Raw genomic sequence first — 14,797 nt, 5'->3', positions numbered from 1 at the left:
CGATCCCTCGACTATCCGCCCTGCATGGCGCGCACGATCTCGACCTTGTCGCCCTCGGCGACAGGGGTCGTCTCCCAGTCGCGACGGCGGATGACGGTGCCGTTCAGCGCGATGGCGATGCCCTGCGGGCTCTCGATCCCCGTCTCCTCCGCCTCGACTTGGAAGAGGGTCGACAGGTCCGCCGCCTCGACCTCGCGCGGGTGCCCATTGATGGTGAGCCTCATGCGAAAGCCCTCCTCTCGGCCCGCGCGGGCCGCCGAAACCGGGCGAGGCCGAAGCCGCGCGCGAAATCGGGCAGCGCGCCGGTGGTGAGAAGGGCGCAGACGGCGTCGGCCGTGGCCGGAGCCAGGAGGTATCCATTGCGGTGATGGCCGGTGGCCGCCACGAGGCCGGGCGCCAGCGTGTCGATGATCGGCGCATCGTCGTCGGACGTCGGCCGGAAACCGCTCCAGACCGCCTCGACCTCCATCTCCTCGATGCCGGGCAACACGCGTCGCGCCCCTTCGAGGAGCGCGTAGAGACCGCCGGCGGTGACGCCGGGAACGAAGCCGCAATCCTCCACCGTGGCCCCCACGATGAGATGGCCATCGGCCTTCGGGGCCATGTGGACCTGTTCGGTCCACACCATGTGCGAGAGGTTGCCCGTCCGGGCCGTGGTCTTCAGCGCCAGCGACTGGCCGCGGATCGGCCGAACCGGCAGGGCGAGGTCCTCCGGCAGGAGTCCGGCCTCCCCGCTCCATGCGCCCGCCGCGAGAATCACGGTCGCGGCCGATGCGGTTCCTCGAGGCGTCGTGACGCCCCGGACGCGGCCCCCCTCCCAATCCAGCGCTTCCGCCGGACATCGCTCGACGATGGTCACTCCGGCCGCCTGGGCCGCGCGGGTGAGCGCCGCCATGACGAGGGGCGGGTCGACCTGATGATCCTCCGCGCAGAACAGGCCGGCGGTGACCGAAGGACGAAGGGCCGGCTCGCGGGCACGGACTTCCGTCCCCGACAGCCAGCGCGCCGTGAGGCCGGAGCGGATCTGAAGATCGTGCCGAAAGCGCAGGCGGTCCACCTCGTCGCGCCCGATGGCGAGGACGAGGGTCCCCTCCTCCCGGTAATCGATGCCGATACCGGAGGCGGCCTGGAGTTCGTCGCGAAAGCCGGGCCAGCGCGCCAAGCTCTCGAGGGCCAGGGGGAGCAGGGGATCGGAGCCCGGTTCGTGTTCCGCCGCGGGCGCGAGCATCCCCGTGGCCGCGAGACTCGCCCCGGCGCCCACGGTGTCACGCTCGATCACCGTGACGGTGAGACCCGCCCGAGCCAGGCGCCATGCCGCGGAAAGGCCGATCAGACCGGCGCCCACGATCACGACGTCGCTTCGCGCGGGCAGAGCATTACCGTCGATGACGAGACCGGTGGACCGGCGCGACAGGGTATTCGGGGTGGCTGAGACGTCCAAGGGCAACCTCCGCGATGATCCGCAGAGATTGGTGTCCTTCAGCTTCCGATCCGAAGCATGCCGGGCTTCCTTGAACAGAAAACCCACGGTCCAATCCCTACGCCGGTATGAGCCGGTTCAGGTTCGAAGGATTTCCGCGCCGCACGGACCCGTGGTCCACGCTCATCGGTTTCTCAGCCCCTTGACGGGGATCTCCCTGGAACACCCCAGATGTGGGCAAGGAGCACGCTCCGGTCAATCCCCACCGACGCCGTTTGATAGGCCAGCCGGTGTCAGAGTGCCGCCGGTGTCCGGCCCGGCCGGTAGACGCCCATCGATTCGGCGAACCCGTCGAGCGCGTGCTCGCCGAGAGATTCCGATTCGTCCCAGAGGAAATCGACGAAGGGCTTCGACATGAGGAGCGGTTCGCCGAGGATCTTGTTCAGGCGCGCGAGCCGGCTCGCCAGATTCACGTCGCGGCCGATGACGGTGAAGTCGAGGCGCGCGCCGGACCCGACATTGCCGTAGGCCGCCTCCCCGTGGTGAAGCGCGATGCCGGCAACGACGGGCTGCGCGAAACGCCCGATGGCATTCGCCTCGTCGAGGGCGGAGAGGGCGGAACGGGCGGCGATGAGCGCGCCCTTGGCGGCCCCGCCGAGATCGTCGCCGCGCTCGCGGAAGATCGCCAGCAGCCCGTCGCCGAGATATTTCAGAACCTCGCCGCCTTCCCGCTCCACCGCCGGCACCAGGCAATCGAAGAAGATGTTGAGGAGGTCGACGGCTTCCTCGGGCGTCATGTCGGCGGAGATCTGGGTGTAGTCTCGCATATCGGCGAACAGGATGGCCGAGCGGATGCGCTTGACCTGCCCGCGACGGATGTCGCCGGACAGGATCGCCCGGTGCGGCTCGTCGCCCACATAGATGCGCAGGACCTGATCCAGCGTCTTGTTGACGATCCGCATCTCCATCACCGCAGCCAGGGTCGGCATGACGAACCGGAGTATGGCGATGTCCTCGTCCCGGAATCCGTCCGGGGCGCGGGTCGCGAAGGTGATGCCGTTGCGCGAGCCGTTGGTGAAGAACAGCGGCGCCACGATGTAATGCGTGTAGCCCCCGGCCTTGAGATCGCCGATGATCGAGTATCGCAGATCATCCGCGTCGTTCAGGTCGACCATCAGCCATTCGCCGGTCTCGTGGACGGTGAAGAACGGACTGTCGTGATAGGCCTTGTCGGACGCTTCCCCGTGCGGAAACAGGCGCACGGTCGATCCGCTCTCGGGGGTCCAGAATCGACCGACCCCGGAATACTCGGAATGAAGCGTGTCGATGGCGGTGGATGCCCGGTCGACGGGAACGCCGAGGGCGATCAGCCGCTCGGACATCCCCGCCAGGAGGTCGTCCGCCTGCGGCAGGCGCGCCCCTTCGATCAGGAGCCAGTCCCTCAGGGCAACGCATTCCTGCAGGGACCCGAACGGCACGTCGTTCGCCTCCGACCCATCCGCTTCGGCAGTCGGCGAGGGATGAGGCGGGCCAAGATCGAGCATGTTGCCAAAGTGGGTCGGAGGGGGCGGGGCGGCAACGGGTGCCGCCACGTTCGTCACCAGGTCCGACAGTCAATATCGTCCCATTGGTGCCATGATAAGGTGAAAATGACCAATACCGGCTCATCATGACGCCGAGATTCTACTCCCGTCATCGGAACCACCCATGCCTATCGCACCCCGTGCCGTCGCCCTCGTGATCGCCATGGCGCTTGCCGGGGCCGCGCAGGCCGGCCCCCTCCTGCTTCCCGCCGCCAACACACCCATGCAGGCTCCCCCCGCATCGCGGGACGAAGCCGGCATTCCGACGACGTCGAGCTTTTCGGAGTCCAACGAAGCCAGCAGCCGGCGTCAGACGGTCTTCAACGAGCGGATCGCCCGTCGCGGGGAACGGGCCATCGCGTCTCTCTGCACGGGTTGCAGGACGGATGGGTCTCGACAGAAGCAGCGCGTCGCCGGGCGCGTGACCCCCGTGGCGGGCGCCGTCATGCCCGACGCCGAAAGCATCTATTCGCGCAAGAGCGGCTTCGATCCGGCCCGGGCAGGGAACCAATAAGGGATCGGGGGCGACGTGTAGCCTCCCCTGGCGTGAAGACGTGAGCTGAAACGACAATGGCGCACCCTTCGGTGCGCCATTGTCGTTTCCGATAGACAGTCCCTCGTCGCGAAGGAGAGGGCCGGTCCGCCCTCAATTGTCGAGGAAACTCCGCAGCTTGCGAGACCGGCTCGGGTGCTTGAGCTTGCGCAGCGCCTTCGCCTCGATCTGGCGGATACGCTCGCGCGTCACCGAGAATTGCTGACCGACCTCTTCGAGGGTGTGGTCGGTATTCATGCCGATGCCGAAGCGCATGCGCAGCACCCGCTCCTCGCGCGGCGTCAGCGAGGCCAGCACGCGAGTGGTGGTCTCGCGGAGGTTCGACTGGATCGCCGCATCGATCGGCAGAACGACGTTCTTGTCCTCGATGAAATCGCCGAGATGCGAATCCTCCTCGTCGCCGATGGGCGTTTCGAGGGAGATCGGCTCCTTGGCGATCTTCAGGACCTTTCGGACTTTCTCCAGAGGCATGGCCAACTTCTCGGCCAGCTCCTCGGGAGTGGGCTCGCGGCCGATCTCGTGCAGCATCTGGCGCGAGGTGCGGACGATCTTGTTGATCGTCTCGATCATGTGCACAGGAATGCGGATGGTGCGCGCCTGGTCGGCGATGGAGCGGGTGATCGCCTGCCGGATCCACCAGGTCGCGTAGGTCGAGAACTTGTAGCCGCGGCGATACTCGAACTTATCGACGGCCTTCATCAGGCCGATATTGCCCTCCTGGATCAGGTCCAGGAACTGCAGGCCACGGTTGGTGTATTTCTTGGCGATGGAGATCACGAGGCGGAGATTGGCCTCGATCATCTCCTTCTTGGCCTGACGGGCTTCGCGCTCGCCCTTCTGGACCATGTTGACGATCTTGCGGTACTCGCCGATCTCGAGACCGGTCTCGGAGGCGAGCGTCAGGATCTGCTCGCGCAGGTCGGCGACCTGCTTGGCGCCCTTCTCGACGAGGTTCTTCCAGCCCTTGCCGCCGAGCTTGCCGACACGCTCCATCCAGTTCGGGTCGAGCTCCCAGCCCTGGTAGTGGCGCAGGAACTCGTCGCGGGCGACGCCGTGGCTCTCGGCATAGCGCATGAGGCGGCCCTCATGGCTGATGAGGCGCTTGTTGATGTCGTAGAGCTGCTCGACCAGCGCCTCGATGCGGTTCGAGTTCAGGGACAGCGACTTCACGTCGGCGACGACGGTGTCCTTGAAATCGGACTGCTTCTGGCTCTGGGCGGAGGTCTGCGTGCCGCCGCCGGCCTTCAGGTCGGCATGCTCGTTCTGGAGCTTGCGCAGTTTCTTGTAGTTGTTGGCGATGTTGTCGAACGTCTCGAGAACGCGCGGCTTGATCTCGGCTTCCATGGCCGCGAGCGAGACGTTGTTCTCCATGTCGTCTTCGTCGTCACCGCCCTCGGCGGGGATCGGTGCCTCCGCCTCGGCCTCGTCGCCGTCCTCACCCTCGGTGAGCTGCGGCGCGTTCTTGGCGTCCGGGCCGGCATAGGTGGCTTCGAGATCGATGATGTCGCGCAGGAGCACGCGGCCGTCGACGAGCTCGTCGCGCCAGATGATGATGGCCTGGAACGTCAGCGGGCTCTCGCACAGGCCCGCGATCATGGCTTCGCGGCCGGCCTCGATACGCTTGGCGATGGCGATTTCGCCCTCGCGGGAGAGAAGCTCCACCGAGCCCATCTCGCGCAGGTACATCCGCACCGGATCGTCGGTCCGGTCGGTGGGCTCCTTGGCCGTCGTCTCGCGCACGGCGAGGGGTTTGGTCGGCGCGATCTCGGCGACTTCCGTCCCCTCGGCGGCGTCGTCGTCGTCGGAGGCTTCGCCGTTGGCCGGCTTCTCGCCACCGGCATCCTCGGTCTCTTCCGCCTCGACGACGTTGATGCCCATCTCGGAGAGTTGCGAGAGCACGTCCTCGAGCTGGTCCGGATCGGACTGGCCCTCGGGCAGCACCTCGTTGATCTCCTCGTAGGTGATGTAGCCGCGCTTCTTGGCGAGCTTCACCATCCGCTTGACCGAGGCATCGGTCAGATCGAGGAGCGGTCCGTCCGTCTGTTGCTCAGGAGCAGCATCCGTTTCGTCCCGTTCCGTTGCCTTCGTCGCCATGGTCCGCCTATTGTTGCCCTGGTCGCGTTGAGCGGGAGCGTTCGGCTCACTCCGCGTCGTCCACGCCGCCATTCTCTTTGATGTGCGGCGCGCACGAGGCGACCGCGTCGATATCTCATATCCCGGTCTACAAGCGCTACGCTTGACCGACTGTTAACCATGTGCCGCAAGCGGCACCCTAAATTTCGGTTCGTCGCGGTTACGCGGCCGCCGTATCGTCCGATTCTGGCACTTCGGCGTCCGCCTCCGCCCCTGCGACCACGGCCATACGTTCCTTGACGTCGCATAGCCAAGCGAAGTTGGCCTCGGATCCCTCCTCGGCCAGTGCTCTCTCGGCAGCGCGAAGTTCGCTATTTAGCGCGCCAGACTTCCGGTGCAAGATCACGGCCTGACGCAATGCGTCTTCCAGACGCATCCGATCCGCATGCGAATCGAGTGTCCAGCGGTCTCCCGGACGAACATGGGTCGCAAGACGCGTGGCCGCGCCGTCCAGCCCCGCCCTTCGCAATCGGCTCTCCAGAACCTCCACATCGGGCTGATCGGCGTCCGCCGCCTGGTCCAGCAGGAGGGACCGCAGCGCCTGCGCGTCGGGATCGTCGAGTTCCAGAGCCGCAAGATCCTCGGCTTCTATCCCCAACAATTCCGGGTGGGCGAGCAGACTGGAGACGATCATCGCCTCGCGATCCCTGAACATAGCCGTCCCGCCGGAGTTCGTCGACCCGGCGAAGAGCGGATTGAACTTCGTGGTGATTCGCGGCGAGGGAGGCGGGTCTCCCGGCCTCGGCTTGCGCTGGAACGTCGAGCCTCCTCCGCTCCGGGGCTCGTAGCCGGTCCGGCGCTGGCCACCGCCACCGCCACCGCCTCCGGGAGAAAGGGCGCGCAGGCGTCCCTCGATCTCGTCCTTGTAGAACCGCCGCACCGTCTCGTCGCGGATCGAGGCGACCATCTCGCGCAGGCTCTTGGCGAGGCCGGCCTTGCGTTCGGGCGTATCCGTCGGCGTCGATTCGGTGGCGCGCGACCACAACACCTCCACGAGGGGGCGGGCTCCGTCGAGCACCCGGTCGATGGCCGAGGCGCCGGCCGAGCGGAGCAGGTCGTCGGGGTCCTGCCCCTCGGGCAGGAGGGCGAAACGAAGCGACTTGCCCGGCGTCAGCCCCGGCAGCGCCACGTCGAGGGCCTTGAACGCCGCGCGCTGGCCGGCGCCGTCGCCGTCGAAACACAGGATCGGCTCGTCGGCATGGCGCCAGAGCAGCGCCAGCTGTTCCTCCGTCAAGGCCGTGCCGAGGCCGGCGACGGCGTTCGGGTGTCCGGCCATGGTCATGGCGATGACGTCGACATAGCCTTCCACGGCGATGATCGTCCCACGATCATGGGCCGCCTTGCGGGCGCCATGCAGGTTGTAGAGCACCTGCCCCTTGTGGAAGAGCGGGGTCTCCGGCGAATTCATGTACTTCGCCTTGGCGTCGGCCTGCATCGCGCGCCCGCCGAAGGCGATGACCCGGCCCCGGCTGTCGGTGATGGGAAACATCACCCGGTCGCGAAACTTGTCGAAGGGGACGGCGATGTCGTCGCCGCTGACGAGCAGGCCGAGTTCGGCCATCAGCTCCTTGTCCACGTCCTTGGCGGCCAAGTGGTCGCGCAGTCCGTAGCGCTCCGACGTGGCGTAGCCGAGCCGGAAACGCGAGCGGATCTCGGGGCCGAGTTCGCGCCGGTCGAGATAGGCGCGGGCGCTGGTGCCGAGGCGACCCTTGAGCTGGTCCTCGTAATAGGCGGCCGCCAGTTCCATGACCTCGAAAGCGCCGGTACGCTTGGTTTCCATCTCCCGCGCATCGGCGCTGGGCGCGGGCAGGGTCACCCCCGCCTCCCCGGCCAGGCGCTCCACCGCCTCGGGAAAGCTGAGGCCCTCGGTCTCCATCAGGAAGGTGAAGACGTCACCGTGCTTGCCGGACGAAAAGCAGTGATAGAACTGCTTCTGGTCGTTGACGTAGAAGGACGGGGTCTTCTCCGAATTGAACGGCGACAGGCCGCGCCACTCGCGGCCGGCCTTCTTCAGCCGCACGCGCCGCCCGACCACGTCGGAAGCGGGAAGCCGCGCCCTGATCTCTTCGAGGATGTGGGGTGGGTAACGCACGGGTGAACCAGACCTTTGCAGGCCGGCAGTCTAGCCTACAGCGTTTAAGGAGTCCCGAACGCTTCGACGCATCCGCCCCTCGCGCCTCGATACGAGACGGTGACGAGTGGGCCTCATCACCGTCCGTTCGATGGATGCCGGCCTTCAGGCCTTGGCGTTGAGCACGTCCTTGACCAAACCGCTCGCCTTGCCGAAATCCATCCGGCCGGCGAACTTGCCCTTCAGGGCGGCGATGACCTTGCCCATGTCCTTCGGGCCGGCCGCGCCGGTCTCGGCCACGGCGGCCTCGATGGCGGCGCGGGTCTCGGCCTCGTCCATCTGCTGGGGCAGGTAGCCCGCGATGATCGCGGCCTCGGCCCGCTCGGTCTCGGCGAGCTCGGGGCGACCGCCCTGGTCGTAGACACCGGCCGATTCGTTGCGCTGCTTGATCATCTTCTGCAGCAGGGCGAGGATTTCCTCCTCGGAGGCCGGCTCCTTGCCGAGGCCACGGGCCTCGATGTCCTTGTCCTTCAAGGCGGCCTGGATCATCCGCACGGTGGCGAGTTTGGCCTTGTCGCCGGCCTTCATGGCCTCCTTCATCTCGGTGGTGAGGCGCGCGCGCAGCATGGTCGTCTCCTGAAAATCGCCTTGGCGGAATGTCATAGCTGGGCTCGACGCCCGGATGGTCTGCGAATTGCTGTGATCGGCCGACCGAGGTGGTTGAGCCGGTCGGGAACAGGGGCCACATTGACCCCATCACGGCCCGCTCGTTATGAGCGCCGCACAATGCGCCACCCGCACGCGCCGTCGCACCGGCGTCGATGGGTCGGCCGGACATAAGCGAGATCGCGACGATGCTGCAAGACGAAGGCGCCCCGGCGCAATCCTCCTCCACGCCCGCACCCTGGGCCGAGCCCGTCGCGACAGCCCTCCTCGTGCTGGCCGACGGCACCGTCCTCGAAGGATTCGGCATCGGCCAGACCGGGGCCGCCGATGGCGAGGTCTGCTTCAATACGGCGATGACCGGCTACCAGGAGATCCTCACCGACCCCTCCTATGCCGGCCAGATCGTCACCTTCACCTTTCCGCATATCGGCAATACCGGCACCAACGACGAAGACCTGGAGAGCCTCGACGCGGCCCCCGCCTCCGGCGTGCGCGGCGCGGTCATCGCCTCGGCCGTCACCAACCCGTCGAGCTGGCGCTCGTCGAGCCATCTCGACGCCTGGCTGAAGGCACGCGGCATCGTCGGCATCACCGGGATCGACACGCGGGCGCTCACCGCCCTCATCCGCGACCACGGCATGCCCAACGCCGTCATCGCCAACGATCCGGAGGGCCGGTTCGACCGCGAGGCACTGAAGGCACGCGCCGCCGCCCTCGCCCCGATGGAGGGTCTCGACCTCGTCCCGCCCGTCACGAGCCGCGAGACGTCCGACTGGTCGCAGACGACCTGGGCTGTGAAGGGCGGCTACGGCAGCCGCCAGATCGGCGAGGGCCTCAAGGTCGTCGCCATCGATTACGGGGTGAAGCGCAACATCCTGCGCCTGCTCGCCGAGGCCGGCTGCGATGTCACCGTCGTGCCCGCCACCACCTCCGCCGCCGCGATCATGGCGATGAAGCCCGACGGCGTCTTCCTGTCGAACGGTCCCGGCGATCCGGCCGCCACCGGCGAATATGCGGTCCCGGTGATCCGCGAGCTTCTGAACGAGAAGGTGCCGACCTTCGGCATCTGCCTCGGACACCAGCTCATGGGCCTGGCGCTCGGCGGACGCACCGTGAAGATGGCTCAGGGCCATCACGGGGCCAACCACCCGGTGAAGGACAAGACCACGGGGAAGGTCGAGATCGTCTCGATGAACCACGGTTTCGCCGTCGATCCGGCCAGCCTGCCCGAAACGGCGGTGGAAACGCATATCTCGCTGTTCGACGGCTCGAATTGCGGTCTCACCCTCACCGACCGCCCGGCCTTCTCGGTTCAGCACCACCCGGAAGCCTCGCCGGGTCCGCGCGACAGCCACTACCTGTTCGAGCGGTTCGTGGCGCTGATGCGCAGCGGCAAGGCGGAGACGGCCCCCACCACCGCCGCGTAGGGCCGTATCGCTCACCGCGCCGGGCGCATTTTTGCGCCTTCCAACGAGCCCTGGCGGATCGCCGCCGGGGCATTCGCGAAATGGTTCCCGCGCCCGTCACAAAAAACCCGGCTTTGACCGGCACTCCCCGAAGCCAACGACGATCGGCACGGTGACGACGCCGCAACGATCGTCCTGCTGCCATGAGCACGGGGTTTTCCACATGACGTTCGACGACGCGCGCGATGATTTCTCACGCCTGCATCGCGTCTTCACGTTCCATCTCGGCGTGGGTGTCGCCCTCTCCTGGATGACCGCCCTGTATTCGGCCTGCTACGCCCCCTGGGTCCGCAACATCCGCGCGCTCATCGACCCGACCGGCGGCGCCCAGACCGTCGAAAGCACCTGGTCCTTCCTGTTCGTCCTGCCCGTCGTCCTCACCATCGCCTGGCTCAGCCTGTTCTTCGGCCGCGAGATCCTGCGCCGCTCGCAGACCCTGCCCAACGTCGCCCTCGAATTCGCCGCCGCCGCCGCCGTGGCCTTCGGCGTGTTCTATCTCTCCATCGATCGCGCGGTGGCCGCCCTCTATATCGGCCTCTGACGGCACAACGCGGGAGGTCGGAGGCGGCTTGGCGCCGCCTCCTCTCTCACGTCACTGAACCTGGGCGAGCAGGGGCTCGAACCGCTTGGCGGCGAGCTTGTTGTGCGTCACCGCCTTCGCCGCCTCCAGGTTCTCCGGCTTGTCGCCGACCACCACCACGGCGATCATGCCCATGAGGTAATGCGGCGAGCACTTGATGCCGTAGACCCCGGGCTTGTCGAACTTGACGACCTCCTCCTTGCCCAGGACGGTCTTGAAGGTCTCCGCTCCCTCGGGCGCCATGCCCTTGATCAGCTCGGCATTGTGCCCCTTGTCCTGGGGGACGAACTTGATGCTGTCGCCCGGCGCCAACTTCACGAAGGCAGGGTCGAAGACCATCATACCACCCGGCCCGCTGTTGAGGGTCTTCACGGTGATCTCGGCGGCGAAAGCGGCTGGGCCGGCGGCGATGCACAGGGCCAGCGTGCCCACGAGCGTTCCTAGCTTTATCATTCTTATCCTCGATTTAGTCTTGTTCGAGATCGACAAGGCGCCGATCGTCTCAATTACACGTCTCCATGGAGGGCGCAATATTTCGTATCTTCTTAGATTTATAGTTATTATAGTTTGATTGTCCTTGATGACGGACCGGCGGCCCTCCGGGGCGGGCACAATCGACGCCAAGCCTCTCGGCGCTCTTCCAAAACCCTCCCGCCGCGTGTAGACGCGAGCGCTAACGATCATTCACGCCGCTCGCGTCCATATCCGGCCCGCTCCAGATTGTGGCGCCGCGCTTGACGGATGCGCGCGTCCGCAAGCCAAGGCGCCCGATGCCGAAACGCACCGACCTCTCCACGATCCTCATCATCGGTGCCGGTCCGATCGTGATCGGGCAGGCCTGCGAGTTCGACTATTCCGGGACGCAGGCCTGCAAGGCGCTGCGCGAGGAGGGTTACCGGATCGTCCTGGTCAATTCGAACCCGGCGACCATCATGACCGACCCTGACATGGCGGATGCGACCTATGTCGAGCCGATCACGCCGGAGATCGTCGCCAAGATCATCGAGAAGGAGCGCCACGTCCTTCCCGGCGGCTTCGCCCTGCTGCCGACCATGGGCGGCCAGACGGCCTTGAACTGCGCCCTTTCGCTCAAGAAGCTGGGCATACTCGAAAAATTCGACGTCCAGATGATCGGCGCCACGGCCGAGGCCATCGACAAGGCCGAGGATCGGCAATTGTTTCGCGACGCGATGACGAAGATCGGCCTGGAAACGCCGAAATCGGCCGTCGCCAACGCGTCCGCCGCCAAGAAGGTGGATCGCGAAAAGTACCTCGCCGAGATCGCCCGGATCGAGACCTCCACCGACGAGGCCGCTCGCCCGGCCGCCCTCGCCGCGTTCGAGAAGAAGTGGCACGCGGGCGAGTCCGACCGGCGCAAGCGCTACGGCGAGCATGCCATCGGGCAGGCGCTGATCGCGCTGGCCGAGGTCGGCCTCCCGGCCATCATCCGCCCCTCCTTCACCATGGGCGGCACCGGCGGCGGCATCGCCTACAACCGGGAAGAATTCCTCGACATCGTCGAGCGCGGCATCGACGCCTCGCCGACCAACGAGGTCCTGATCGAGGAGAGCGTCCTCGGTTGGAAGGAATACGAAATGGAGGTCGTTCGCGATAGACACGACAACTGCATCATCGTCTGCTCCATCGAGAACATCGATCCGATGGGCGTCCATACCGGCGATTCCATCACCGTGGCCCCAGCCCTGACGCTCACGGACAAGGAATATCAGGTGATGCGCGACGCGTCGCTCGCGGTGCTGCGCGAGATCGGCGTGGAGACCGGCGGCTCGAACGTGCAGTTCGCCATCGACCCGGCCACCGGCCGGATGATCGTCATCGAGATGAACCCGCGCGTCTCGCGCTCGTCGGCGCTGGCCTCCAAGGCCACGGGCTTCCCCATCGCCAAGGTCGCGGCCAAGCTCGCGGTGGGCTACACCCTCGACGAGATCGCCAACGACATCACCGGCGGCGCGACCCCGGCCTCGTTCGAGCCGACCATCGACTACGTCGTCACCAAGATCCCGCGCTTCGCTTTCGAGAAGTTCCCCGGCGCCGAGCCGACGCTGACCACGGCGATGAAATCGGTGGGCGAGGCCATGGCCATCGGCCGTTGCTTTGCCGAGTCGCTGCAGAAGGCGCTGCGCTCCCTGGAGACCGGCCTCACCGGCCTCGACGAGATCGAGATCGAGGGGCTCGGCAAGGGCGACGACCACAATGCCATCAAGGCGGCCCTGGGCACGCCGACCCCGGACCGTCTCCTCAAGGTGGGTCAGGCGCTCCGCCTCGGCGTCAGCCATGACGAGGTCCACGCCTCGTGCAAGATCGATCCGTGGTTCCTCGAACAGCTCCAGGCGATCATCGACCTGGAGAACAGGGTCAAGGCCCACGGCATCCCCACCACACCCGGCGCCCTGCGCCAGCTCAAGGCGGCGGGCTTCTCGGATGCCCGCCTCGCGGTGCTCGCCAAGACCGACGAGGACAGCGTCCGCGCCGCCCGCCGGGCATTGGGCGTCCGCCCGGTGTACAAGCGCATCGACACCTGCGCGGCCGAGTTCAAGGCGCCCACCGCCTACATGTACTCCACCTACGTGGCGCCCTTCGCCGGCGCCGTGGTCGACGAGGCGCAGCCCACCGACGCCAAGAAGGTCATCATCCTCGGCGGCGGACCCAACCGCATCGGCCAGGGCATCGAGTTCGACTATTGCTGTTGTCACGCCTGCTTCGCGCTCACCGAGGCCGGCTATGAGACCATCATGGTCAACTGCAACCCGGAGACGGTCTCCACCGACTACGACACCTCCGACCGGCTCTATTTCGAGCCGCTGACGCAGGAGGACGTGCTCGAAATCATCGAGACCGAGCGGCAGGCCGGCACGCTGCACGGCGTCATCGTCCAGTTCGGCGGCCAGACCCCGCTGAAGCTCGCCCGCGCCCTCGAAGCGGCCGGCGTGCCGATCCTCGGCACCTCACCGGACGCCATCGACCTCGCCGAGGACCGCGACCAGTTCAAGCGGCTCCTCGACAAGCTCGGGATGAAGCAGCCGAAGAACGGCATCGCCTATTCCGTCGAGCAGAGCCGCCTCGTGGCCTCCGATCTCGGCCTGCCCTTCGTGGTGCGCCCGAGCTACGTGCTGGGCGGCCGCGCCATGGCGATCATCCGCGACGAGGTCCAGTTCGCCGACTATCTCCTCGACACCCTGCCGAGCCTGATCCCGTCGGACGTGAAATCGCGCTACCCCAACGACAAGACCGGCCAGATCAACACGGTGCTGGGCAAGAACCCGCTCCTGTTCGACCGCTATCTCTCGGATGCCACCGAGATCGACGTGGACGCCATCTGCGACGGCAAGGACGTCTACATCGCCGGCATCATGGAGCACATCGAGGAGGCCGGCATCCATTCGGGCGATTCCGCCTGCTCGCTGCCCTCGCGCTCGCTCTCGCCGGAGACCATCGCCGAGCTGGAACGCCAGACCAGGGCGATGGCGCTGGCCCTGCAGGTCGGCGGCCTGATGAACGTGCAATACGCCATCAAGGACGGCGCGATCTACGTGCTGGAGGTGAACCCACGGGCATCCCGCACGGTGCCCTTCGTCGCCAAGGTCATCGGCGAGTCCATCGCCAAGATCGCGGCGCGCGTCATGGCGGGCGAGCCGCTCGCGAGTTTCGGGCTCGAGCCCAAGGTTCTCGACCACATCGCCGTCAAGGAAGCCGTGTTCCCCTTCGCCCGTTTCCCCGGCGTCGATGTCCTGCTCGGACCGGAGATGCGCTCCACCGGTGAGGTCATCGGCCTCGATTCGAGCTTCGGCGTCGCCTTCGCCAAGAGCCAGCTCGGCTCGGGCACCCTCGTGCCGAAGAGCGGCGCGGTATTCGTCTCGGTCCGTGACGCCGACAAGGCCCGCATCCTGCCGGCCATCCGGGAGTTGTCTGAGGCCGGTTTCGTCATCGTCGCCACCAGCGGGACGCAGCGCTACCTCCTGGAGAACGGCGTCCCGACGGAGCGGGTGAACAAGGTCCTGGAGGGCCGGCCGCACGTGGTCGATTCGATCAAGAACGGCGACATCCAGCTCGTGTTCAACACGACGGAAGGCGCAGGCGCCCTGGCGGACTCGCGCTCCCTGCGCCGGGCGGCCCTCTTGCATAAAGTGCCGTACTACACCACTCTAGCCGGAGCGATGGCGGCGGCCGAGGGGATCAAGGCCTATCTCGAGGGTGATCTCCAGGTGCGCGCCTTGCAGGAATACTTCGCGGCTTAACATTTGATGTGGTGTCCGTCTTGACGGACACGGCAGATGCCAAGCTTCAAGACCATCTTACTCTGGCCC

Annotated in this window: 11 protein-coding genes and 1 riboswitch; of the genes, 4 read left to right on the top strand and 7 right to left on the bottom strand. The window is 66.7% G+C overall.

Annotated features, from left to right (window positions below):
* Positions 1 to 11 precede the first annotated feature (11 nt).
* The 3 genes from thiS to ASF08_RS18165 all read right to left on the bottom strand — a co-directional run bounded on the left by thiS (position 12) and on the right by ASF08_RS18165 (position 2,964).
* Positions 12 to 224, bottom strand: coding sequence for a sulfur carrier protein ThiS (gene thiS, locus ASF08_RS18175; RefSeq protein ID WP_056148134.1), 213 nt, complete (start codon positions 222 to 224; stop codon positions 12 to 14).
* Positions 221 to 1,447 (bottom strand): glycine oxidase ThiO, encoded by a 1,227-nt coding sequence (gene thiO, locus ASF08_RS18170; protein WP_443136826.1) that lies wholly within the window; start codon positions 1,445 to 1,447, stop codon positions 221 to 223. Before thiO ends, thiS begins: the two co-directional genes overlap by 4 nt.
* A gap of 70 nt (positions 1,448 to 1,517) precedes the next feature.
* Positions 1,518 to 1,648, bottom strand: a riboswitch (TPP riboswitch).
* 65 nt (positions 1,649 to 1,713) lie between these two features.
* A complete protein-coding gene (locus ASF08_RS18165; protein WP_056148131.1) occupies positions 1,714 to 2,964 on the bottom strand; it encodes an adenylate/guanylate cyclase domain-containing protein in 1,251 nt (416 codons plus the stop codon).
* Positions 2,965 to 3,127: 163 nt separating this feature from the next.
* Here ASF08_RS18165 and ASF08_RS18160 point away from each other — a divergent pair, with 163 nt between their 5' ends.
* Positions 3,128 to 3,517 (top strand): hypothetical protein, encoded by a 390-nt coding sequence (locus ASF08_RS18160; protein ID WP_056148128.1) that lies wholly within the window; start codon positions 3,128 to 3,130, stop codon positions 3,515 to 3,517.
* A 132-nt stretch (positions 3,518 to 3,649) separates the two neighbouring features.
* On the opposite strand, the gene rpoD is transcribed toward ASF08_RS18160, so the two are convergent.
* From rpoD to ASF08_RS18145, 3 genes are all read right to left on the bottom strand, one after another.
* Positions 3,650 to 5,650, bottom strand: coding sequence for an RNA polymerase sigma factor RpoD (rpoD, locus tag ASF08_RS18155; protein ID WP_056148125.1), 2,001 nt, complete (start codon positions 5,648 to 5,650; stop codon positions 3,650 to 3,652).
* A gap of 199 nt (positions 5,651 to 5,849) precedes the next feature.
* Positions 5,850 to 7,781, bottom strand: a complete 1,932-nt coding sequence (gene dnaG / locus ASF08_RS18150; RefSeq protein ID WP_082473270.1) for a DNA primase — start codon at positions 7,779 to 7,781, stop codon at positions 5,850 to 5,852.
* A gap of 144 nt (positions 7,782 to 7,925) precedes the next feature.
* On the bottom strand, positions 7,926 to 8,387 hold the full coding sequence (locus tag ASF08_RS18145; RefSeq protein ID WP_027174501.1) for a GatB/YqeY domain-containing protein: 462 nt from the start codon (positions 8,385 to 8,387) through the stop codon (positions 7,926 to 7,928).
* Between the two features lie 227 nt (positions 8,388 to 8,614).
* On the opposite strand from ASF08_RS18145, the gene carA reads away from it, so the two are divergent.
* Both carA and ASF08_RS18135 read left to right on the top strand, forming a co-directional pair.
* A complete protein-coding gene (gene carA / locus ASF08_RS18140) occupies positions 8,615 to 9,853 on the top strand; it encodes a glutamine-hydrolyzing carbamoyl-phosphate synthase small subunit (RefSeq protein ID WP_056148118.1) in 1,239 nt (412 codons plus the stop codon).
* A 202-nt stretch (positions 9,854 to 10,055) separates the two neighbouring features.
* Positions 10,056 to 10,433, top strand: a complete 378-nt coding sequence (locus ASF08_RS18135) for a hypothetical protein (protein ID WP_056148109.1) — start codon at positions 10,056 to 10,058, stop codon at positions 10,431 to 10,433.
* Between the two features lie 51 nt (positions 10,434 to 10,484).
* Here the strand turns inward: ASF08_RS18135 and ASF08_RS18130 are convergent, their stop codons facing one another.
* A complete protein-coding gene (locus ASF08_RS18130) occupies positions 10,485 to 10,925 on the bottom strand; it encodes a pseudoazurin (protein WP_026176119.1) in 441 nt (146 codons plus the stop codon).
* Positions 10,926 to 11,242: 317 nt separating this feature from the next.
* Between ASF08_RS18130 and carB the strand changes: the two genes are divergently transcribed.
* A complete protein-coding gene (gene carB, locus ASF08_RS18125; protein WP_056148105.1) occupies positions 11,243 to 14,728 on the top strand; it encodes a carbamoyl-phosphate synthase large subunit in 3,486 nt (1,161 codons plus the stop codon).
* Positions 14,729 to 14,797 lie beyond the last annotated feature (69 nt).

Origin of the sequence: Methylobacterium sp. Leaf85 (assembly GCF_001422125.1) — a bacterium.
In the GTDB taxonomy this organism is placed as follows: domain Bacteria; phylum Pseudomonadota; class Alphaproteobacteria; order Rhizobiales; family Beijerinckiaceae; genus Methylobacterium; species Methylobacterium bullatum.
This window is presented reverse-complemented; position numbering and strand designations above follow the sequence as displayed.

What these genes read in the sequence shown, in the direction of transcription:
- thiS (WP_056148134.1), bottom strand. Translation starts at nt 224, where the DNA reads ATGAGGCTCACCATCAATGGGCACCCGCGCGAGGTCGAGGCGGCGGAC.
- ASF08_RS18165 (WP_056148131.1), bottom strand. Translation starts at nt 2,964, where the DNA reads ATGCTCGATCTTGGCCCGCCTCATCCCTCGCCGACTGCCGAAGCGGAT.
- ASF08_RS18160 (WP_056148128.1), top strand. Translation starts at nt 3,128, where the DNA reads ATGCCTATCGCACCCCGTGCCGTCGCCCTCGTGATCGCCATGGCGCTT.
- rpoD (WP_056148125.1), bottom strand. Translation starts at nt 5,650, where the DNA reads ATGGCGACGAAGGCAACGGAACGGGACGAAACGGATGCTGCTCCTGAG.
- ASF08_RS18145 (WP_027174501.1), bottom strand. Translation starts at nt 8,387, where the DNA reads ATGCTGCGCGCGCGCCTCACCACCGAGATGAAGGAGGCCATGAAGGCC.
- carA (WP_056148118.1), top strand. Translation starts at nt 8,615, where the DNA reads ATGCTGCAAGACGAAGGCGCCCCGGCGCAATCCTCCTCCACGCCCGCA.
- ASF08_RS18135 (WP_056148109.1), top strand. Translation starts at nt 10,056, where the DNA reads ATGACGTTCGACGACGCGCGCGATGATTTCTCACGCCTGCATCGCGTC.
- ASF08_RS18130 (WP_026176119.1), bottom strand. Translation starts at nt 10,925, where the DNA reads ATGATAAAGCTAGGAACGCTCGTGGGCACGCTGGCCCTGTGCATCGCC.
- carB (WP_056148105.1), top strand. Translation starts at nt 11,243, where the DNA reads ATGCCGAAACGCACCGACCTCTCCACGATCCTCATCATCGGTGCCGGT.